Origin of the sequence: Rhodococcus sp. DK176 (genome assembly GCF_038447315.2) — a bacterium.
GTDB lineage: Bacteria > Actinomycetota > Actinomycetes > Mycobacteriales > Mycobacteriaceae > Rhodococcus_F > Rhodococcus_F jostii_A.
In genome coordinates, this window is record NZ_CP118321.2 from 6,367,503 (window position 1) to 6,388,809 (window position 21,307).

Consider the following 21,307-nt stretch of genomic DNA (forward strand, 5'->3'; position numbering starts at 1 on the left):
ACATGAAACTGGGTGTGGTGGTTCCCGTCGAGCTGGGACGGGCGGGCGAGCCCGAGTGGATACTCGAATTCGCGAGGGCCGCCGAATCACTCGGATTCGACGAGATCTCCGCGGTCGAGCATTCGGTCGCCATCGCGGACACGGCGAGTGCCTATCCGTACTCGCCCACCGGCAAGTCGCACCTGCCCGACGACTGCAGCCTGCCGGACCCGCTGGAACTGCTGTCGTTCGTCGCCGGCGCCACGACGCCCCTCGGTCTCGCGACGGGCGTGCTGGTGCTGCCCAACCACCACCCGGTGGTGCTGGCGAAGCGTCTCGCCACCCTGGACCGACTGTCCGCTGGGCGTCTGCGCATCTGCCTCGGTCTCGGCTGGATGCGCGAGGAGATCGAGGCCTGCGGCGGCGACTTCGACCGGCGCGGCGCGATCGCCGATGAGGCGATCGCGGTGATGCGGGCGCTGTGGTCGGGTACCGCCGCGGTCGACTTCGCGGGCGAACACTTCTCCTTCCGCGGCGCCCAGAGCTGGCCCAAACCCCACCGGGATTCAGGAGTGCCGCTCTACATCGGCGGACACAGCCCGGCGGCCGCACGGCGGGCAGGGCGGCTCGGCGACGGGTTCCAGCCGCTCGGCCTGGCCGGTGACGACCTGGACCGGGCGATCGCCCGGATGCGGGCGGCGGCAGCGGACGCCGGCCGTGATCCCGCCGACGTCGACCTCGTGCTGGGTGCCACGCTGCCACGGCTCGACGAGGCCAAGCTCGACCGAAGCCGGGACCTGGGCGCGAATCGGCTCGTGCTGTCGGCGTCCCGGCACGCGCAGTCCCTCGGCCAGGTCATCGACGAGATGGCCGCCTGTTCGGCGCGGTTGGGCCTCAGTCCGGCACGGTGACCGGCACGTCCTCGCTGAAGTCGACGATCAGTTCGCGCCGGGAGAACTGCCAGCCTGTGTCGCCGAGCACGTACCGGTCGTGGTAGCGCAACGCGATCCGGTTGTCGCGGAATCCGTTTCGACCGGCATAGACGTGGTGCGCCGTGCAGTACGTCTCGCCCGACGCCGTCGACCCGTCCACGTCGATCACCTGCTGGTGAACGACGTGGCGGGTGGACTGCAGATGCGAGACCGCGTCCACGACGGCGGACGCGAGCACGTCACTGCCGCGGAGTTCCGTTGCCGCGCCGGTGCCCGTCAGCGCGGGCGGGAGGACGAACGTCGCGTCGGAGTCGAACAACGCCGCGAGCGTCGCCGCCTCGCGCCGGTCGACGGCCCGCGCATAGCGGGCGGTGAGTTCGGTGAGAGCGAATCCGGTGGCCATTCCACCATTCCAGCGGACACGCGGCATCGCCGACAGCCGCCTCCCGCTGACCGAGACATCGGCACCGAGGCGTGGGAGTGCTGATTAGCGTCCAGAACACACGTGGCGACAGCCACGCACAGGTTTGAGGAGAACGCCGATGGATGTGAGGGAATCGCCCGGGCAGCGGGAACTCCGGCGGGAGTTGCGAGCCTACTTCGCGGCGCTGCTGCCGGAGGAGACGCGGCGGATCGCGGGTGAGGAGGGTGTGGGCGGAGAGCACTTCCGCGACATCGTGCGGCTGCTGGGCAAGGACGGCTGGCTGGGTGTCGGCTGGCCGGTGGAGTACGGCGGGCAGGGACGGTCGATCGAAGACCAGTTCGTGTTCTTCGACGAGGTGCAGCGGGCCGGGTTGCCGTTCCCGTTCGTCACCGTCAACACCGTCGGCCCCACCTTGATGAAGTACGGCACCGAGGAGCAGAAGGCGCGGTTCCTTCCCGGCATCCTTGCCGGCGACATCGTCTTCGCCATCGGCTACACCGAACCGGAAGCCGGCACCGACCTCGCCTCGCTGCAGACCCGCGCCGTGCGCGACGGGGACACCTGGGTGGTCGACGGCAACAAGATCTTCACCAGTGGCGCCAACACGGCCGACTACGTGTGGCTGGCGTGCCGCACCGATGCGGATGCGCCCAAACACAAGGGCATCTCGATCCTCATCGTTCCCACCGACGATCCCGGCTTCAGCTGGTCACCGATCCACACCGTGGGCGGGCTGACGGTCACGTCGACCTACTACAGCGGGATCCGGGTCGGCGATCAGGACGTCGTGGGCGACGTCGACGGCGGGTGGCAGCTGATCACCGCGCAGCTCAATCACGAACGCATCGGGCTCGCCGCGCTCGGCGGCCGCACGCTCGGACTGTGGCACCGGGTCCTCGACTGGGCCCGTCAGAACGGGGCACTCGACATCCCGTGGGTGCAGATGGACTTCGCGCGCACGCACGCGAAGCTCGAGGCGATGCGACTACTGAACTGGAAGATGACCGTCGCGGTCGCGCGGGATGCGTTGTCGGGGGCCGACGCCGGCGCCACCAAGACGTACGGCACCGAAACCCACGTCGACGTCTATCGCACGCTGCTCGGGATCCTCGGTGCCGCCGGCCGGTTGCGTCCGGGCTCGCCGGGCGCGATCCTCGCCGGCCAGATCGAACAGATCTCACGCCAAAGCGTGGTCAACACGTTCGGCGGCGGCGTCAACGAGGTGCTGCGTGACATGGTCGGCACCCTCGGCCTCGGACTCGCCCGCGAGAAGAGGGTGAAATGAGCGAACTCCTTACCCGCCTCCTCGCTTTCGAGGGACGGACGATCGTCCCGGCCACCTGGGGTCCCGACCCGGTGAACACTCCCATGATCAGGCACTGGGTCGAGGCGATGGGCGACACGAGCCCGGTCTACCTCGACGACGCCGCCGCGCGCGCCACCGGCCGCGGCGGCGCCGTCGCACCCGCCCAGATGCTGCAGGTGTGGACGATGCGCACATTCGCGGACAAGATGTCCGGCGCCGACCCGTCACCCGTCTGGACGGAACTGATCGCCACACTCGACGAGGCGGGATTCACGTCCGTCGTCGCCACCGATTCCGACCAGGAATTCTTCGCCGAACTGCGCCCCGGCGACCGGGTGAGCACGACCGAGGTGGTCGAGTCCGTCTCCGCGGAGAAGCAGACCGGTCTCGGCGCCGGACATTTCGTCACCACCCTCAAGACGTACCGCAACGGCGACGGCGAGATCGTCGGAACCCAGCGGTGGCGGACACTCCGATTCCGGCCCACCGAACGTCCGGCCCCGCGCCCGCTTCGCCCGCGGCCCGCGCTCAACGACGACAACGCCTTCTGGTTCGCGGCCGCACGTGAGCACCGCCTGGTCATCCAGCGGTGCGCGAGGTGCGGTGTGCTGCGGCACCCGACCGGACCGATGTGCGGGGAGTGCCGCTCCACCGAATGGGACACCGTCGACGCGTCGGGGCGGGGCACCGTCTACACGTTCGTCGTCAATCACCACCCGAAGATCGACGCGTTCGACTACCCACTGGTCGTCGCGGTGATCGAACTCGAGGAGGGCACCCGCCTGATCGCCAACATGACAGGCGTCGAACCCGAACACGTGCACATCGGAATGCCCGTGGAACTGGACTGGATCGACGCCGACCCGGAACTCACACTGCCCGCATTCCGGCCCGCAGCATCGGAGGAACACTGATGGATTTCACCTTCGGCGAGGAGCAGGAAGCGGTCCGCGGACTGGCCGCGGACGTGTTCGCTGCCAAGTCGCGACCCGAGCGGATCAAGGACGTCGAATCGAGTGCCGACCGGATCGACCGGGAACTGTGGCGCGAACTGGCCACCACAGGGCTGCTCGGCATCGCCCTGCCCGAGAACCTCGGTGGCGGCGGCATGGGGCTCGCAGAACTGTGCGTCCTACTCGAGGAGCAGGGCCGGACCGTGGCGCCGGTTCCGCTGTGGCCGCACGTGCTCGGCGCACTCGCGATCGCCGAGTTCGGGACACCGGACCAACGTGCCGCCCTGGTCCCCGCGGCGGCCGACGGCAGCCTGATCCTCACGGTCGGGCTCGAGGAATTCGGACCGTACGTCGCGGGCGAACCGGCGACGACGGCACGCGAGGTGGACGGCCGGTGGCAGGTGCACGGCGCCAAGGCCGCGGTGCCCGTGGCGCACGTCGCCGAACGCCTCCTCGTCTCCGCGACCACCGACAGTGGTCCGGCGCTGTTCCTGGTGCACCCGGGGGCCGCGGGTGTGACGGCGCAGCAGGCGGAGTCGACCACCCACGAGATCTGCGCGAACGTCACGTTCGTCGCGGCCCCCGCGGAACCGGTCGGCCCGGCGGACGGTAGCGCGGTGCGGTGGCTGATCGAACGGGCGGAACTGGCGGTCGCCGCCCTGCAACTGGGCGTCGGGGAGGGCGCGGTGCGGCAGGCGGTCACCTACCTCAACGGACGCACCCAGTTCGGCCGCCCGCTAGCGACGTTCCAGGCCGTCACCCATCAGCTCGCGGACTGCTACATCGACCTCGAGGCCATGCGGGTGACGCTGTGGCAGGCCGTGTGGCTCCTCGCGAGCGGGGAAGATCCGGGAACCGCTGTGCTGGTCGCGAAATGGTGGGCGACCGACGGCGGGCAGCGGGTCGTCCACCGCACGCAGCACGTGCACGGCGGTATCGGCGTGGACACCGACTACCCGGTGCATCGACACCTGTTGTGGGGCAAACAGCTCGCCGCCACCTTCGGCGGAGCCGGCTCCGACCTGGCACGTCTGGGCGCGCAGCTGGCGGCCGGGGTGGAGGTGGTCGCATGACCGCGACCGTCGGCGCGACGACCTACGACGCCGTCACGATCGGCGATCGACTGCCGGAGCTGGTGATTCCGCTGACCCGCACCCTGATCGTCGCCACCGCCCTCGCCACCCGCGACTTCCAGGACGTTCACCACGACCCGGCCCTCGCGATGGAGAGGGGGTCGAAGGACGTGTTCATGAACATCCTCACCACCAACGGGCTGGTGGGGCGGTTCGTCACCGACTGGGCCGGACCGCACGCGTCGCTCCGCCGGATCGCGGTGCGGCTCGGTGCCCCCAACTACCCCGGCGACGCGATGGCCGTGACCGGTGAGGTGGTCGCGAAGGACGGCGGCCTCGTCACCGTGAACATCCGGGGCGCGAACAGCCTCGGTGATCACGCCACCGGCACCGTCGTCGTCGCCTGGCCTGCACGAGGAGACCTGTGACCAGCCCCCTGTCGGGCGCCGCCGCGATCGTCGGCATCGGCGCCACCGAATTCTCCAAGCACTCGGGACGAAGCGAACTGCAACTGGCGTGCGAGGCGATCGTCGCCGCACTCGCCGACGCGGGCATCGACCCGTCCGACGTCGACGGACTGTCCACGTACACCGCCGAGACGAACGGGGAGGTGCTCGTCGCCCGCAACACGGGCATCGGCGAGCTGAAGTTCTTCTCCCGCATCGGTTACGGCGGCGGCGCCGCGTGCGCCACGGTCCAGCAGGCGGCGATGGCCGTGGCCACCGGCATCGCGGACGTCGTCGTCTGCTACCGCGCGTTCAACGAACGGTCCGGTGTGCGTTACGGACTCGGGCAGCACGACCGCCCGATGGACAGCACCGCGGACCGGGCGGCGTACGCCTGGCTGACCCCGCAGGGACTGTCGACGCCCGCCCAGTGGGTGGCGATGTTCGCCCGCCGGTACATGCATCGGTACGGCGCCACGAGCGAGGACTTCGGCCGGGTCGCGGTCGTCGCACGCAAGCACGCCGCCGACAACCCCGCCGCCTGGTTCCACGGGCGGCCCATCACCCTCGACGATCACCAGAAGTCGCGGTGGATCGCCGAACCGCTGCACCTACTGGACTGCTGCCAGGAAACCGACGGCGGCCAGGCCCTCGTCGTCGTCTCCGCCCAACGTGCCAAGGACCTCCGCGCCACCCCGGCGATCGTCAAGGCCGCCGCGCAGGGCTCGGGCAAGGACCAGCACATGATGGCCAGTTACTACCGGCCCGACATCACCGGGATACCCGAGATGGGCCTCGTGGGCAGGCAACTCTACGGGCAGAGCGGTCTCGCGCCCGACGACATCTCGGCGGCGATCCTCTACGACCACTTCACCCCGCTCGTGCTCCCGCAACTCGAGGAACTCGGGTTCTGCGGCCCCGGCGAGGCGAAGGATTTCATCCGGGACGGCAACCTCGAGGTGGGCGGCCGACTCCCGGCGAACACCCACGGCGGCCAGATCGGCGAGGCATATCTGCACGGCGTCAACGGCATCGCCGAGGCGGTTCGCCTGATTCGGGGAACGTCGACCACACAACCGGACGGCATCGGCAACGTGCTGGTGACCGCGGGCACCGCCGTGCCCACCAGCGGCCTGATCCTGGGCAGAGAGGACTGATCATGACGACAACCGAGCGCACGACGGCAGGAGCGTGGCGAGGGGCCGACCTCGGCACCCGCACCGTGAGTTACGACGAGCGCGACGCCGTCCTGTACGCACTGTCGGTGGGTGCGCGGGCCACCGAACTGGACCTCGTCTTCGAGGAGCGTCTGCGGGTGCTGCCCACGTTCGCTCTCACCCTCGCCCAGTGGGCGCCGGACGAGCTGGGGTCGCGGGGCGCCTTCGACACGAAGACGGCGCTGCACGGATCGCAGGAACTGACGGTGCTCGCGCCGCTTCCGCGTCGCGGCGAGATCGCGTTGTCGGCGTCGGTCGGCGAGGTGTGGGACAAGGGTTCGGCGGCCGTGTTCGAGGTGCGCGTCGAGTCCGAGTTCTTCGTCGCCACCTGGTCGCTGTTCGCGCCCGGTGCCGGCGGTTTCGGCGGCGATCGCGGACCCGTGAAACCGGCTCGGCCCGAGGGTGAACCGGTCACGACGTCTGTGCTGCAGACCGCGGAGAACCAGGCCGCGCTGTACCGGCTGACCGGCGACCGGCACCACATCCACATCGACCCGGCGGCGGCCGAGCGGATTGGGCAGCCCCGGCCGATCATGCACGGGCTGTGCACCCTCGCCGCCAGCACGCTGGAACTCGCGCGGGCGCTGGACGTCCACCCGGCCGACCTCGTCCGGCTGGAGGGACGGTTCGCCGCACCGGTCTACCCGGGCGACGCGCCGTCGTTGCGGGCGTGGGGTGATGCGGGTGATGCGACGTTCGAACTCGTCCAGGACGACCGGCCGCTCATCGCAGGCGCCCGCGCCGCATTCGGCTGACCGGACGTTTCGTCCGCCGTCGCCGAATGTCACACCGGTGCAGTCGAACCGAACCGGTGTGACATACGGCGCGGAGGTCAGGAGTGGGTCGCGAGGTAACGCGCGGGGTATTCGCCGCCGCCGTGGACGGCGAGATCGGCACCGTTCACGTACGACGCCTGCGCGCTCGCCAGGAACAGGCACGCGTCCGCGATGTCGGACGGCACCGCCATCCGCCCCATCGGCAGGGTCCGGGTGACGGCGGCACCGCCGTCGTCACCGTAGACGGACGCCGCGCTCTCGGTGCGGATGAGGCCCGTGGTGATGTGGTTGATCCGGACCTTCGGAGCCCATTCGAGCGCAAGCGCTTTCGTGAGCACGAGCAGGCCGGCCTTCGCGGCGCTGTACGCGGCGGTGCCGGGTTGCGGATCGTGGGCGGACACACTGCCGATGTTGACGATGGCACCACCGTCGGACTGCTGCTGCATCACCGCGTTGGCGGCCTGGGCAACGGTGAAGGGCGCCAGCAGGTTCAGCGCGACGATCTTCTCGACGAAGCGCGGCGAGACGGTGGCCGCGTCGGCGTCGGGCGAACCGCCCGCATTGTTGACGAGGACGTCGAGGCGGCCGAACCGCGCGACCGCATCGTCGATCAGTGCGGCGGCGTCGGCGTGGTCGCGGACGTCGGTCGCGCGGAACGCGGCGGTGCGCTCACCGTGCGCGGGCAGGGTGTCCGGTGCGCTCCGGCCGCACACGAGCACGTTCGCACCCGCGGCGAGAAACGATTCGGCGACGACGAAACCGATGCCCTTGGTTCCGCCGGTCACGACGACGGTGCGGCCACTGAAATCGAGAGGAGGGGGGATTGTCACGGGAGACCTTCGGAGTGAGGGAGCGCGAGGAGAACGGGCGCTCGAACGAGATCGGGTGAATCGGCACGAAGACCGAGAACAAGCAAATGCTCGGTTCGATAGTAGGGGAACGGGAGTGGACATGGGCAAACTCGACGGCAAGGTCGCGCTGATCACGGGTGCGGGACAGGGGATCGGGCAGGGCATCGCCCTGGCCCTCGCCCGGGAGGGCGCGGCGATCGCCGTCGCCGGACGGACCGAATCGAAACTGCACGGCATGTGCGAGCGACTCACCGAACTCGGCGCCCGCAGCGAACCGGTGGTGTGCGACGTCAGCAGGCGCGCGGACATCGCGTCCGCCGTCGAGCGGACCGTGGACGTGTTCGGCGGCGTCGACATCCTGGTCAACAACGCGAACGACTGCACACCGGGACCGATCCTGTCGGTGATCGACGAGGAGTACGAGCGGTCGTTCGCGACGGGACCGCTCGCGACGCTGCGCATGATGCAGTCGTGCCACCCGCACATGGTCTCGCGCGGTGGCGGCGTGATCGTCAACCTCGTCACGTCGGCGGCCGTGCGCTGGGACGCCAGCAACTACGGCGCCTACGGCTCGATCAAGGAGGGGATGCGTTCGCTGACCAGGTCGGCGGCGTGCGAGTGGGGCCGGGACGGCATCCGGGTGCTGTCCGTCGCCCCGCACGCCAAGAGCCCGGCCCTCGCGCGGTGGATGGAGCGGAACCCGGACGAGGCGGCGGAGTTCGTGGCGGGAATCCCGCTCGGACGCGTCGGCGACGCCGAAACCGACATCGGACGCGCCGTCGTGTTCCTGGTGAGCGACGACGCCGGCTACCTCACCGGGGCCACCATCCCCCTGGACGGCGGGCAGTCCCGTTGGGGCTGACGGCGGGCAGTCCCGTTGGGGGTGACGGTGATGATCCGGGTCCCGCACAGCGGGAAGGGCCGCGGCCGCCGCCGTCGATGTGCACTAGTTTCGGCAGGATCGAATTACCGTAGCGAGAGGGCACCGTCGCGATGACGACCGTTGAAACACCACGCAGTTCGCGATCAGTAGTGGTCACCGTGGCCGCTGTCGTGGAGGAGACGTCCGACGCCCGGTCGCTGGTGTTCGTCGTCCCCGACGAGCGTCGGCACGAATTCGCCTACAAGCCCGGACAGTTCCTGACGTTGCGCATCCCGAGCGACCGGACGGGATCCGTCGCCCGGTGCTACTCGCTGGCCAGTTCGCCGTTCACCGACGACCTGCCGAAGGTGACGATCAAACGCATCGCAGGCGGCTACGGTTCGCACTGGTTGTGCGACAACGTCGGCGTCGGCGACCGCATCGAGGTCCTGCCTCCCGCGGGCGTGTTCACTCCGGCCAGCCTGGACGAAGACCTGATCCTGTTCGCCGCGGGCAGCGGAATCACCCCGGTGATGTCGATCCTCAAGTCGGCGCTCAGCGTAGGCAACGGGAAAGTCGTTCTGGTGTACGCGAACCGGGACGAGAAGTCGGTCATCTTCGCCGACGAGTTGCGGGAACTCGCGGCCCGCCACGAACACCGGCTGACCGTCGTCCACTGGCTCGAGAGCGTGCAGGGCCTGCCGACACCGCGCCAGCTGGCGAATCTGTCGGACCGTTTCCGGGATCACCGCGCCTACCTGTGCGGACCGCGTCCGTTCATGGACGCGATCCACGAGTCGCTCGCACTGGCCGGCGTCCCGCGCGACCGGGTGCACGCCGAGGTGTTCACCTCCCTGTCCGGGGATCCGTTCGCGGACGTCGTGGTCGAGGAACTGCCGGACACGGAAGCGGGAACGTCGACGGTCGAGGTGCAACTCGACGGCGAAGCTCACAACCTGAGCTGGCCACGCCGGGCGACACTCGTCGACGTCATGCTCTCGAAGGGCCTCGACGTCCCCTATTCGTGTCGCGAGGGCGAATGCGGTTCCTGCGCATGCACGGTGGTCCAGGGAGAAGTGGACATGGACAACGCGTCGATCCTCGATCCCGAGGACATTGCGAGCGGCTACATCCTCGCGTGCCAGGCCCGCCCCGTCAGCGAGCACGTGCGGATCGAGTTCTGACCGACGCCGGCACTACTTCTCGGTCTGCGCGGCCGCGGCACGCGCATTGAGATCGGCGAGGCGGATCGGGTAACGGGGTGGGCGATCGACGATCACCTCCCGGGTGACGGTGAGGTCGCGGTCGACGTGGAGCAGTTCGCCCGACTGCATCGGCGTCCAGCCGGGATCCTCGTCCATCTGCTCGCTGGCGACGACCACCGCCGGATGCTCGGCGAGATGCTCGGACCTGGCACGGATCCGGCCGGGAGTGCTCGCGTGCTGGAGGTGGCGACCGCCGCTCGGACCGCCCGCGCGCCGCTCGAGGAAGAGCAGGTCGTGGGTGTCCGGGTAGCGCAGCGCCCACAGTTCGCCGGGTGTGGTCAGCAGGATGTTGAGCGCGTAGATCGGCACGGTGTCGGCCAGCCACCGGGCGGCCGAGGTGATGCCGGCGGTGACGTCGCCGCCGTTCCTGCCGATGTGACTGGTCACGAGAGCGAAGACGCGTTCGGAGTCGGTGTCTCCGTGAACGAGCGCGAGGTCGGGGCCCAGTTCCGCCTCGAGTTTCGGCAGGTCCTCGACCACGCCGTTGTGGGCGAACACCCGACCGTCCTGGGCGAACGGATGGGTGTTCTGGGGAAGCAGTTCACCCGTGGTCGCGAAACGGATGTGCGCGACGAACGTGGCCGAATACCGATGCTTCGCCTCCTGCGCGAACTCCGTGTCCTCGTACGCCGCGAGCGGCTGCTTCTCCACCACCGGAGTTCCGTCCTCCGCGAACGTGCCGAGTCCGGTGCCGTCCGGCTCGCGGTGACTCTGCTGCGCCAGGCTGTCCGGGGCGTCCAGCAGCCAGAACGACGCGCGGACGCGATGAGGGGCGGCGGACAACCCGAACAATCGGCACATGACTTCCCTCTCGGGTGGGGCGGATCAGCGGTAATCCGGGTTGGCGAAGTCGGGGCGGCAACCCGCGTCCCACTCCGAACGTTGATTTCCGTACACGGGGAACCCGCCGGCCTTCTTCAACATCGCGGCGACGTGCATCAGGTTGTACGTCATGAAGGTGGTGTTGCGGTTGGTGAAATCGTTCTCCGGGCCGCCCGACCCTTCGTCGAGATACGACGGGCCCGGGCCGGCCTCACCGATCCAACCGGCGTCTGCCTGCGGCGGGATCACGTATCCGAGATGCTGGAGGCTGTAGAGGATGTTCATCGCGCAATGCTTGACACCGTCCTCGTTGCCGGTGATCAGACAACCCCCGGCCCGCCCGTAGTAGGCGTACTGGCCGTCGTCGTTGAGAATCGACGAACAACCGTACAGTCGCTCGATCACCTGCTTCGTGACGGAACCGTTGTCGCCGAGCCAGATCGGACCGGCCAGGACCAGGATGTCGGCGTCCAGCACCCGCTGAAAAAGCTGGGGCCATTCGTCGCTCGGCCACCCGTGCTCGGTCATGTCCGGATACACACCGGTCGCGATGTCGTGGTCCACCGCCCGGATCTGGTCGACCGAGACCCCTTCCTGCTCCATCAGGCCGACACTGCGGTCGATCAGCCCCTGGGTGTTGCTCACCTCGGGAGACCGCTTCAGGGTGCAGTTGACGAACAGGGCGCGCAGACCGCTGAAACGGGGGGTCCCGTCCAGCGGCGACGGATCGGTCATCAGCCCTCCCACGAAAGAGTCCGGAAGTCCACGATATGCCGCGGCGACCCCTGTTCGTGGGCAGAACAGCCGCCCGGTCCGGGACGATCCCGGACCGGGCGGACCCGGGTGTTCTCAGCCCAGCGCGGAGATCGCCTTCGCGACGCCCTCGCCGTAGGCCGGGTCACACTGGGTGCAGTTGTCGATGTGCCGCTGCACGACCTGCTGCGACGCGCCGTTGATGGCCCGCGCGGTGTTCTCGAACAACACCTGCTTCTGCTCGTCGCTCATGTTGTTGAACAACACGCGCGGCTGCGAGAAGTAGTCGTCGTCGTCCTCACGGAAGTTGAACCGGTCGGCGAACGCGCCCACGCCCTGCGCGGGATCGCGGTACCGGCTCTGCTCCTGCCACTTGCCGTAGCTGTTCGGTTCGTAGTGCAGGGTGCCACCGTTGTTGCCGTCGACCCGCATGGCACCGTCGCGGTGGAAGTTGCTCACCGGGCACCGGGCCGCATTGACCGGGATCTGGTAGTTGTTCACACCGAGGCGGTAGCGCTGCGCGTCACCGTAGGAAAACAACCGGCCCTGGAGCATCTTGTCCGGGGAGAAGCTGATGCCGGGCACGACGTGCGCCGGGTTGAACGCCGCCTGCTCGACCTCGGCGAAGTAGTTGTCGGGGTTGCGGTTGAGTTCCCATTCGCCGACCTCGATGAGCGGGTAGTCGGCCTTCGGCCACACCTTCGTCAGGTCGAACGGGTGGTAGGGGACCGTGTCGGCGTCGGCCTCGGGCATGATCTGCACGCACAGCTTCCACTTCGGGAAATTGCCGGCCTCGATGGCGTCGAAGAGGTCCCGCTGGTGGCTCTCGCGGTCGGCGCCGACCAGGGCCTCGGCCTCGGCGTCGGTGAGGTTTTCGACACCCTGCTGCACGCGGTGGTGGAACTTCACCCAGAAGCGTTCGCCCGCGGCGTTGATGAAACTGAAGGTGTGCGAACCGAATCCGTGCATGTGCCGGTACGACGAGGGGATGCCGCGGTCACTCATCACGATGGTGACCTGGTGCAGCGACTCGGGCAGCGACGTCCAGAAGTCCCAATTGTTGTCGGGACTGCGGAGATTCGTTCGGGGGTCGCGCTTGACGGCGTGGTTGAGGTCGGGGAACTTCAGCGGGTCGCGGAAGAAGAAGACCGGGGTGTTGTTGCCGACGAGGTCCCAGTTGCCTTCCTCGGTATAGAACTTGACTGCGAAGCCGCGGATGTCGCGCTCGGCGTCGGCGGCGCCGCGCTCACCGGCGACGGTGGAGAAGCGGGCGAACAACTCGGTCTTCTTGCCGACCTCGGAGAAGATCTTCGCGCTGGTGTACCGGGTGATGTCGTTCGTGACGGTGAACGTTCCGTACGCCCCGGAACCCTTGGCGTGCATGCGGCGTTCCGGAATGACCTCGCGGTCGAAATGTGCGAGCTTCTCGAGGAACCAGACGTCCTGCAGCAACTGCGGCCCGCGGGGCCCGGCGGTCACGACGTTCTGGTTGTCGGGGACGGGTGCGCCTACGGCCGTGGTGAGCTTGTCGCTGGTGTTCGCAGTGGTCTCTCGGCTCACAGTGGATCCCTTCGTTGCTGGCTGTCGCTCTGGGTTTTCTGGAACTGGCTGTCGGGCAGGAGGCTTCGCCGACGAGCGGTCGACGTGGCGGATCGAACACACTCACGGCGTGCGACGTGGTGGTGGTCGCCTCCCGCCCTCGCGTGTGTGCACGGTCACACTGCACCACCGTTTCTTGAATTAGTCAAGAAAGCGCGGGCTAACTTTCGATCGGGGTCGCCGTCTCCAGCGCCGCAACCAGGAACTCTTCCGGAACATCCGGCCAGTCGGACTGCCAGCGGCCGGCCCGCCTGTCCTCGAGGAGGGCCGTCAGCGCGGGCACCATGCGCGGCCCGCCGTCGATCAGGTAGCGCACGAAGCCGATTCGTGCACACGTCGCGGCGATGGACGCCAGTACCGGCTTGGCCTCGTCGACCCGGCCCGCCGCGACCAGGCATGCGACGAGCAGGCGACTGGCCTGCATGGCCGCCCTCGGCCGGCTCTCCCGTTCGACCCGGCGCACCCATTCCTCGGCGCGGCGACACGCGACGTCGGGCTCGACGGCCGACTGCTTCCGGATCTCGGTGGCGGCGTCGAGCTGCGCGACGATCTCGGCGAAACCGAAATCGGGAATCCGGGTCGCCTTCCCGTCACCGGCCGGCGGCTGAGGTGACGCGGGCAGGCCGAGCCGGACCCGTTCGTTCTCGACCCGGGCCCGCAGCCGCGGGAGTCCCAGCGACGCCGCCGCGGACGCACCCTCGTCGAGGTGGCGGGCAGCGGACGCGAGATCGCCACGACTTGCCTTCAACCGCGCGCCCGTGACGAAGCGCGCGATCATGAAATCGACGATGCCGCCCTCGGGTCCGAGCTCGTAACTCTCGTCGAGGAGTCGTTCGGCCTCGTCGAGATGGCCCAGTTCGTACATCAGCTCGCCGAGGAGTGCGCCTGCGAGTCGTGCGGCATGAGAATGGGTGCCTGCCAACTTCGTCGCGGTCTGCACGGCCAGCCGGAAGTTGTCCTCGGCCGCGGCGATGTCGAGTTGTTCCATCGCGGCGATGCCGGCGAAGCTGTACCCGTACATCCTGCTGAACGGTCCGACAGTCCGCTGGTGGTACCCGGTCGCCCAGTCCTGCAGTCGGCGTGCCTCCACGAAATCGAATTGGGCGATCGCGACTGCGGAGGCGAGATTCGACCCCGCCGAAACCACCCACGCGCGTAGGGTTTCCGGTCGGGCCAGGCATTCGGCGATGAGGTCGGGGACGCCGGCGATGCGATCGGACGACACCGCGATCACGGCGCGGACGATGTCGGCCTCCACGCGGATGTCCGCCTGCTCGGTGTCGCTCAGCGTCGAGGACTCGAGGGCCGACGCGACCAGCGACAGCGACCGCAGCGTCGGCGCCACCCGTTGCAGGAGGATGTTCGCCCACGCGACCGCGATCTGGATGCGGGGACTGGATTCGACCAGCGGCCGCGGCAACTTGTCGACGAGGCCGAGCAGCGCGACCATCCGCGAGTGCTCCACCAGGTACATGCCCTGCTCCTCGACCACCGCGACGGCCACGTCGCGATCGCCCGCCGCCAACGCGTGATCCACTGCGTCGCTGACGTAGTGGTGGTCGGCGAACCAGTGCGCGGCCGCACGGTGCAGGTCCGCGATGCGCGACGGATGATCGCGTTCGAGCCGCCGTCGGAGGTACTCGGCGAACAGGTGGTGGTACTCGAACCACTCCCTGTCCTCGTCGAGGCTGCGCAGGAACAGGTCGCGCGATTCGACCTGCTCGAGCAGGGCCTGACCGCGGGTCACGTTCGCCAGCACGCAGGCGAGGTCACCGCAGACCCGCTCGGTGACGGACGTGGCCAGCATGAAGTCGAGCAGCGCAGGCTCGAGGGTGCTCAGCACGTTCTCCGCCAGGTACTCCCCGATCGCGTGGTGGCGGCCCGACATGTGCCGGATGAGATCGCCGGGATCGGCGCGATCACGCAGCGACAGCGACGCCAGTTGCAGCGCCGCCACCCACCCGTCCGTGGTCTCCTCCAGCGCCTCCACGTCGGAATCCTCCAGGTGCAGTCCGCCGAGGTCGACCAAGAATCTCTGCGACTCGGTGATGTCGAAACGCAAAGCCACGGAATCGATTTCGACGAGTTCATCACGCACCCGCATCTTGGCCAGCGGAAGCCCCGCCTGGCTTCGGCTGCTGACCACCATCTGCAGGTGGTGGCAGCCGTTCTCCAGGATGAAGTCCATCGCGGCGATCGTGTCCGGCGACGTGACGCGATGCCAGTCGTCGATCATCACCACCACGTGACGCCTGCTGTCGTGGACCTGATTCACCAGCGAGGTCAGCACATACCGTTCCGCTTCGGCGCCGTTCTCGTCGAGCGCCTGCCCCAGCTCGTCCGCCAAGGTCGGATCGGCCCGGCGGATCGCCTCGACGAGGTGGGACAGGAACCACACGACGTTGTTGTCGTCGTTGTCCACCGTCAGCCAGGCGACCGCGGCGCCGTCCTCGATCAGCACGTCGCGCCACTGGGCCGCCACCGTGCTCTTCCCGAAGCCGGCGGGCGCGTGGATGAGCGTCAACCGCCTCCGTTGACCCATTCGGAGCAGATCCAGCAGACGGGTGCGCTCCACCAGGGCCCGCATCGGGGTCGGCGGCCGGAAGCGGGCCGCGGCGCTCGGCGGGGTGGCACCCGACCGCCGGCGGTAGCTGCGACTGTGCCCGGATGTCGAGGACTGCGCGGTCGGTGCCGACGTGTGCTCGGTGCGCGGAAACTCGTCGGCCGCGGCGGGGAGCGCCATCTCGTCGACATCGAGCCCGTGCCTGCGCTCGATGTCGCGGAGTTCCTGCCCGAACTCCGCGGCCGAAGCCGGGCGGTCGGTCGGTTCCTCGGACATGGCGCGCTCGATGGCCGAGCACACGTCGTCGGGAATGTCCTCGCCCCGCAGGTCCGGAACGGGTTGAGTGGCGATGCGGAGGAACTGCGCGACGAGCCGCTCCCCGCTCCGCCGCTCGAACGCGGCATGCCCAGTGAGCAGGCAGAACAGGGCGGCGCCCAGGCTGTACACATCGGAAGCCGCGGACGGTGCGTCGCCCCGGAGGACCTCCGGCGCCGTGAACGCGGGCGAACCGGTGATCATGCTCGACGTGGTCTCGAACCCGCCCGTGACCCGCGCGATGCCGAAGTCCGTGAGCTGCGGCTCGCCGTACCCGGTGAGCAGGATGTTCGCCGGCTTCACGTCGCGGTGCAGCGTGCCGAGCCGGTGCGCCGTCTCCAGGGCGCCCGCCAGCTTCACGCCGACGCGCAGCGTTTCACTCCACGGCAGCGGCCCTTCACGGCGAATCCAGGCGTCGAGCGAATTGCGCGAGTGGTAGGGCATCACGATGTACGGCCTGCCGCTGCGCGTCACCCCGGACTGCAGGATGTCGACCACGTGCGGATGCCCCGACAATTTTCCCATCGCACGTTGTTCCCGCAGGAAGCGTTCGCGGTCCTCACCGTCCAGATCGGAGGACAGCACCTTGATCGCGACCGTGCGGTCGAGCGCGGTCTGGAGGCAGCGGTAGACGACCCCGAACCCTCCCCGGCCGATCTCGCGGGCGTCGTCGAATCCTTCCGACGACAGCTCCGCGACGATGTCGGTCACGACGATCCGCTTGGTAGCCTGCGGATCCGAGTCGGTCGGCCCGGAACTGCTTTCCGGGTGTCGTGGCACACTCAATGAAATCACCTTCTCGGTGCGCTGACGCCAGCATATCGCGGTCGCACGACACAGAGAGCGGTGTTCGAGAACGAGTAGACCCGAGGAGAATTCGACGGTGACGGATACCGGTATTGCGGCAGCGGACACGAGCCTGGCCGAGCAGACCCTGGCCCAGCTCCTCGACGCGCGGATCAGTTGCAGGGCTTACCTACCGACGCAGGTGCCGCGCGACGTGATCGAGCGGATCCTCGAGCTCGCCCAGCAGACACCGTCGTGGTGCAACACGCAGCCGTGGCAGGTCGCGATCACCGAGGGGGAGGGGACCGACCGGTTCCGTTCCGGGCTGGCGGAGTACGTCCGCACCCACCCGCAGGAGTCCGACTTCGAGTGGCCCCGCGAATACGTGGGCGAGCACAAGCAACGCCGCCGGGACTGTGCCATGCAGCTCTACGCCAGCGTCGGCATCGCCCCCGGAGACCGGGCCGCGTCCGCAGAGCAGACGATGAAGAACTTCGACCTGTTCGGCGCGCCGCACGTCGCGATCGTCACCACTCACGAAGCACTCGGCACCTACGGCGCCGTCGACTGCGGCCTGTATGTCGAGACGTTCCTCCTCGCCGCGCAGAGCCTCGGAGTCGCGTCCATCCCGCAGGCCGCCGTCGCCGGAAGTTCCCGGTTCATCCACGACTTCTTCTCGCTCGACGAGGACCGCCGGGTGGTCTGCGCGATCTCGTTCGGCTACCCCGACATGGAGAACCCCGTCAACGGATTCCGCACCCACCGGGAACCCGTCGCCAACGTCGCGCAGTGGGTGTCGCAGTAACGTGCTCGACTCCGAAGTGTTCGACCGGGACGCCCTGTTCGCCCGCCTCCGTCGCCGTCCCGACGTCGAGGCCCCCAACCTGACGGCCGTCGACGCCGCAGATCGGCTGATCCTCGACGAGGCCGCGGCTGCGCTGTCGGCGGCACTTGCCGGGACGCTCGCCGTGATCGGCGACCACTACGGTGCGCTCACCCTCGGCGCCGCGGCGGCGCACGGCGCCACCGGGATCCGCGTGCACCAGGACCCGCTGACCGGCGAACTGGCGCTCGCCGCCAACGCCGCGACGGTCGGGCTCGCCGACCGCTACCGGGCGTGCGCGCTCGGTGAGGAGCTCCTCGCGGGCGCGACGGTCGTGCTGATGCAGTTGCCGCGGAGCCTCGGCGAACTGACCGAGGTCGCCGAGGCGATCGCCCGTCACGCCGACCCGTCCGTCGTCGTCTACGCGGGCGGACGCAACAAGCACATCTCCACCGCCATGAACGACGTGCTCGGGCGTTCGTTCTCCGACGTCCGCGCGACCCTCGGCAGGCAGAAGTCACGGGTGCTGATCGCACGCGGCCCGGTGGAGGTAGCGCAGCAGACGTATCCCGTCACCGATCATCTCGCCGAGATCGGGCTGGACGTCGTCTCGTACGGGGCCGCGTTCGCCGGCCCCAAGCTGGACATCGGAACCCGGTACCTCCTCGACTTCCTTCCCCGCGTGAACCCCGGCGCGCGGGCCGCAGTCGACCTCGGGTGCGGAACGGGCATTCTCGCCGTCAGCCTCGCCCGGCTCCTCCCGGACGTGTCGGTGATCGCCACCGACCAGTCGTCGGCCGCGGTGGCATCGGCGGCCGCCACCGCCCGCGCCAACGGACTCGACGGACAGGTCAGCACGCTGCGCGACGACGCCATGTCCACCCTCGCCACCGACAGCCAGGACGTCGTCCTGTGCAACCCGCCGTTCCACGTCGGCGCGGCCGTCCACACCGGCGGCGCGTCGAAGATGTTCGCCGAAGCCGGACGGGTGCTCCGGCCCGGCGGCGAGCTGTGGACCGTGTACAACTCGCATCTCGGGTACCGGGGCCGATTGCAGCGGCTCGTCGGCCCGACGGACGTCGTCGGGCGGAATCCCAAATTCACCGTCACCCGATCGGTGGCCTGACCGCCACGCCGACCCGCCTCGTCTGGCGGGTGTCCCCACGGCACCGGTAGAGTCCGAATTGTCCGACCCGAAAGCGACGAACGGGAACTTGCGGTGGGTGCGGGACGTTCAACGTACAAGAAACCCGGATCCACCCGGCGAGCCACGAGAAGGGATGTGCACGGTGCGCACCACCAGTAACCCGGTGTTCCGCAACCTGCCCAAACAAGAGGGCAGCGGCGGATACGCCTCGTTCGGATCTACGACGGCCGGCGCAGCGCAGGTCACGCAGCAGTTCGGCCAGCCCCAGTACACGCAGGCCGAGCCCTACCGGACGGGCCCCGACTACCGTTCGATGACCATCGACGACGTCGTCACCAAGACGGGTGTCACGCTCGGCGTGCTCACGGTGTCGGCGATCATCTCCTACTTCCTGGTGAGCAACAACGCGAACCTCGCGAGCCCGTTGGTCATCGGCGGTGGCCTCGTCGGTCTCGTGCTGGTCCTGGTGGCCACGTTCGGCCGCAAGATGGACAACCCGGGCATCGTCCTCGCCTACGCGGTGGCGGAGGGCCTGTTCCTCGGCGCCCTGTCGTTCATGTTCACCGACATCACGTTCGGCGGAGTCGGCGGAGCGGCGCTCATCGGCCAGGCCGTACTCGGCACGTTCGGTGTGTTCTTCGGCATGCTCGTCGTCTACAAGACGGGCGCGATCCGAGTCACGCCCCGCCTGACCCGGATGATCATCGGTGCCCTCATCGGTGTCGTCGTCCTCGCCCTCGGCAACGTGATCGCCAGCTTCTTCACCGAAGGTGGCCTCGGCCTCCGCGACGGCGGTCCCGTGGCGATCATCTTCAGCCTCGTCTGCATCGGCATCGCCGCGTTCAGCTTCCTGCTGGACTTCGACGCCGCCGACCAGCTGATCCGCGCCCAGGCGCCGGCGAAGGCCGCATGGGGCGTCGCATTCGGACTCACCGTCACCCTCGTGTGGCTGTACGTCGAGATCCTGCGACTCCTGAGCTACTTCAACAGCGACTAGCAGTTCAACAGAGAAGGCCCCCGAGAGCATGCTCTCGGGGGCCTTCTGGCGCTTCGCACCCGTGCGTGGTCAGCGAGTCTCTGCACTCGTCAACCACTCACGGGCCCGGAGGGCCTAGCTCAGGCGCTCGAGGACCATCGCCATGCCCTGCCCGCCGCCGACGCACATGGTCTCGACCCCGAACGTCTTGTCCTGCTCGCGCAGGTTGTTGAGCAGGGTGTTGGTGATGCGGGCACCGGTCATGCCGAACGGGTGACCGAGGGCGATGGCGCCCCCGGAGATGTTCAGCTTGTCCTCGTCGATCTTCAGCTCGCGAGCCGATCCGAGAACCTGGACCGCGAAGGCCTCGTTGATCTCGAACAGGTCGATGTCGGAGATGGACTTGCCCGCGATCGCGAGGGCCTTCTTGACGGCCTCGATCGGGCCGAGCCCCATGATCTCGGGGGACAGTCCGGACACCCCGGTGGACACGATGCGGGCCAGCGGCGTCAGGCCGAGGGCCTTGGCCTTCGTGTCGGACATGATGACGAGCGCGGCGGCGCCGTCGTTGAGGGGGCACGCGTTGCCCGCGGTGACGGTGCCATCCGGGCGGAACACCGGCTTGAGCCCACTGATGCCCTCGTAGGTGGTGCCGGCGCGGGGGCCGTCGTCGGCGGCCACGACGGTGCCGTCGGGGAGGGTGACCGGGGTGATCTCCCGCTCGAAGAAGCCGTTCTTGATGGCCTCCTCCGCGCGGTTCTGGGATCGGACGCCCCAGCGGTCCTGCTCCTCACGGGTGATGCCGGTGGCCGAGGCGACGTTCTCGGCGGTCTGACCCATCGCGATGTAGACGTCGGGAATCTGCTCGTCCTCGCGTGGGTCGGTCCAGGCGACGCCACCCTCGGCGAGCTTCGCGGTACGCGCCTCGGCGTCGGCGAACCTAGGGTTCTTGGTGTTCGGCAGGCCGTCGGCGTTGCCGGTGACGAAGCTGGACACCGACTCGACACCGGCGGAAATGAACACGTCGCCCTCGCCGGCCTTGATCGCGTGCAGTGCCATGCGGGTGGTCTGCAGCGAAGAGGAACAGTAGCGGTTGACGGTGACGCCGGGCAGGAAGTCGTAGCCCAGTTCCACCGCGACGACGCGGGCGATGTTGAACCCCGACTGGCCGGCGGGCTGACCGCAGCCGAGGAGCAGGTCGTCGATCTCGGTGGGATCGAGTTCGGGGATCTTCGCCAGCGCCGCGGCCACCATCTGAGTCGTCAGATCATCCGGGCGGATGGTCTTGAGCGAGCCCTTCATGGCTCGGCCGATCGGTGAGCGTACTGCGGAGACGATGACTGCCTCGGGCATGAAAACTCCTTTGTCAACTGCGGGGGTCTGCACTGTGTTGCAGACCACCCGTTCTGTGGCCTTCCCGACAACTTACGTTGCCGGGC

The 21,307-nt window shown here is 68.7% G+C and carries 19 protein-coding genes; 12 read left to right on the top strand and 7 right to left on the bottom strand.

All coding sequences use genetic code 11. The features are described 5' to 3' along the window. Positions 1–2: 2 nt before the first annotated feature. A complete protein-coding gene (locus tag PSR88_RS29600) occupies positions 3–890 on the top strand; it encodes an LLM class F420-dependent oxidoreductase (protein WP_016883387.1) in 888 nt (295 codons plus the stop codon). Here PSR88_RS29600 and PSR88_RS29605 read toward each other — a convergent pair. Beyond that, positions 874–1,314, bottom strand: coding sequence for a nuclear transport factor 2 family protein (locus tag PSR88_RS29605; RefSeq protein ID WP_009479073.1), 441 nt, complete (start codon positions 1,312–1,314; stop codon positions 874–876). The two genes, PSR88_RS29600 and PSR88_RS29605, sit on opposite strands and share 17 nt — an antisense overlap. 139 nt (positions 1,315–1,453) lie before the next feature. On the opposite strand from PSR88_RS29605, the gene PSR88_RS29610 reads away from it, so the two are divergent. Genes PSR88_RS29610 through PSR88_RS29635 form a run of 6 tightly spaced genes read left to right on the top strand, consistent with a single transcriptional unit; the run spans position 1,454 to position 7,085 of the window. Next, positions 1,454–2,620, top strand: coding sequence for an acyl-CoA dehydrogenase family protein (locus PSR88_RS29610; RefSeq protein ID WP_011597929.1), 1,167 nt, complete (start codon positions 1,454–1,456; stop codon positions 2,618–2,620). Beyond that, positions 2,617–3,555: a bifunctional MaoC family dehydratase N-terminal/OB-fold nucleic acid binding domain-containing protein gene (locus PSR88_RS29615; protein WP_016883385.1), complete on the top strand. Its 939-nt coding sequence runs from the start codon at positions 2,617–2,619 to the stop codon at positions 3,553–3,555. Before PSR88_RS29610 ends, PSR88_RS29615 begins: the two co-directional genes overlap by 4 nt. Beyond that, positions 3,555–4,667, top strand: a complete 1,113-nt coding sequence (locus tag PSR88_RS29620; RefSeq protein WP_016883384.1) for an acyl-CoA dehydrogenase family protein — start codon at positions 3,555–3,557, stop codon at positions 4,665–4,667. Before PSR88_RS29615 ends, PSR88_RS29620 begins: the two co-directional genes overlap by 1 nt. After that, positions 4,664–5,095, top strand: a complete 432-nt coding sequence (locus PSR88_RS29625) for a MaoC family dehydratase (RefSeq protein ID WP_016883383.1) — start codon at positions 4,664–4,666, stop codon at positions 5,093–5,095. The genes PSR88_RS29620 and PSR88_RS29625 overlap by 4 nt, the downstream gene beginning before the upstream one ends. Then, on the top strand, positions 5,092–6,270 hold the full coding sequence (locus PSR88_RS29630) for a lipid-transfer protein (RefSeq protein ID WP_016883382.1): 1,179 nt from the start codon (positions 5,092–5,094) through the stop codon (positions 6,268–6,270). Before PSR88_RS29625 ends, PSR88_RS29630 begins: the two co-directional genes overlap by 4 nt. 2 nt (positions 6,271–6,272) lie before the next feature. Then, entirely contained in the window at positions 6,273–7,085 is an 813-nt protein-coding gene (locus PSR88_RS29635; RefSeq protein ID WP_011597934.1) for a MaoC/PaaZ C-terminal domain-containing protein, read from the top strand. Between the two features lie 77 nt (positions 7,086–7,162). Here the strand turns inward: PSR88_RS29635 and PSR88_RS29640 are convergent, their stop codons facing one another. Next, complete coding sequence (locus PSR88_RS29640) at positions 7,163–7,936, bottom strand: SDR family oxidoreductase (RefSeq protein ID WP_016883381.1); 774 nt, start codon at positions 7,934–7,936, stop codon at positions 7,163–7,165. A 121-nt stretch (positions 7,937–8,057) separates the two neighbouring features. Between PSR88_RS29640 and PSR88_RS29645 the strand changes: the two genes are divergently transcribed. Together PSR88_RS29645 and PSR88_RS29650 are read left to right on the top strand one after the other, a co-directional pair. Then, complete coding sequence (locus tag PSR88_RS29645) at positions 8,058–8,819, top strand: SDR family NAD(P)-dependent oxidoreductase (protein ID WP_020476822.1); 762 nt, start codon at positions 8,058–8,060, stop codon at positions 8,817–8,819. A gap of 131 nt (positions 8,820–8,950) precedes the next feature. Beyond that, positions 8,951–10,003 (top strand): ferredoxin--NADP reductase, encoded by a 1,053-nt coding sequence (locus PSR88_RS29650; RefSeq protein ID WP_016883379.1) that lies wholly within the window; start codon positions 8,951–8,953, stop codon positions 10,001–10,003. Between the two features lie 12 nt (positions 10,004–10,015). Here the strand turns inward: PSR88_RS29650 and PSR88_RS29655 are convergent, their stop codons facing one another. The 4 genes from PSR88_RS29655 to PSR88_RS29670 form a co-directional block, all read right to left on the bottom strand. Continuing rightward, positions 10,016–10,885, bottom strand: a complete 870-nt coding sequence (locus tag PSR88_RS29655; RefSeq protein WP_009479083.1) for a class II glutamine amidotransferase — start codon at positions 10,883–10,885, stop codon at positions 10,016–10,018. A gap of 24 nt (positions 10,886–10,909) precedes the next feature. Beyond that, positions 10,910–11,641 carry a flavodoxin family protein gene (locus PSR88_RS29660; RefSeq protein ID WP_016883378.1) on the bottom strand — a complete coding sequence of 244 codons (732 nt, stop codon included), beginning with the start codon at positions 11,639–11,641 and terminating at the stop codon, positions 10,910–10,912. Between the two features lie 114 nt (positions 11,642–11,755). Further along, positions 11,756–13,219 (bottom strand): catalase, encoded by a 1,464-nt coding sequence (locus tag PSR88_RS29665; protein WP_016883377.1) that lies wholly within the window; start codon positions 13,217–13,219, stop codon positions 11,756–11,758. Between the two features lie 199 nt (positions 13,220–13,418). Then, complete coding sequence (locus PSR88_RS29670; RefSeq protein WP_016883376.1) at positions 13,419–16,916, bottom strand: serine/threonine-protein kinase; 3,498 nt, start codon at positions 16,914–16,916, stop codon at positions 13,419–13,421. 103 nt (positions 16,917–17,019) lie between these two features. On the opposite strand from PSR88_RS29670, the gene PSR88_RS29675 reads away from it, so the two are divergent. The 3 genes from PSR88_RS29675 to PSR88_RS29685 all read left to right on the top strand — a co-directional run bounded on the left by PSR88_RS29675 (position 17,020) and on the right by PSR88_RS29685 (position 19,889). Next, positions 17,020–17,727 carry a nitroreductase gene (locus PSR88_RS29675; RefSeq protein ID WP_009479087.1) on the top strand — a complete coding sequence of 236 codons (708 nt, stop codon included), beginning with the start codon at positions 17,020–17,022 and terminating at the stop codon, positions 17,725–17,727. A 1-nt stretch (position 17,728) separates the two neighbouring features. Further along, a complete protein-coding gene (locus PSR88_RS29680) occupies positions 17,729–18,871 on the top strand; it encodes a class I SAM-dependent methyltransferase (RefSeq protein ID WP_016883375.1) in 1,143 nt (380 codons plus the stop codon). 163 nt (positions 18,872–19,034) lie between these two features. Further along, positions 19,035–19,889, top strand: coding sequence for a Bax inhibitor-1/YccA family membrane protein (locus PSR88_RS29685; RefSeq protein WP_029539503.1), 855 nt, complete (start codon positions 19,035–19,037; stop codon positions 19,887–19,889). A gap of 114 nt (positions 19,890–20,003) precedes the next feature. On the opposite strand, the gene PSR88_RS29690 is transcribed toward PSR88_RS29685, so the two are convergent. Further along, on the bottom strand, positions 20,004–21,221 hold the full coding sequence (locus PSR88_RS29690) for an acetyl-CoA C-acetyltransferase (RefSeq protein ID WP_009479090.1): 1,218 nt from the start codon (positions 21,219–21,221) through the stop codon (positions 20,004–20,006). Positions 21,222–21,307: the final 86 nt, after the last annotated feature.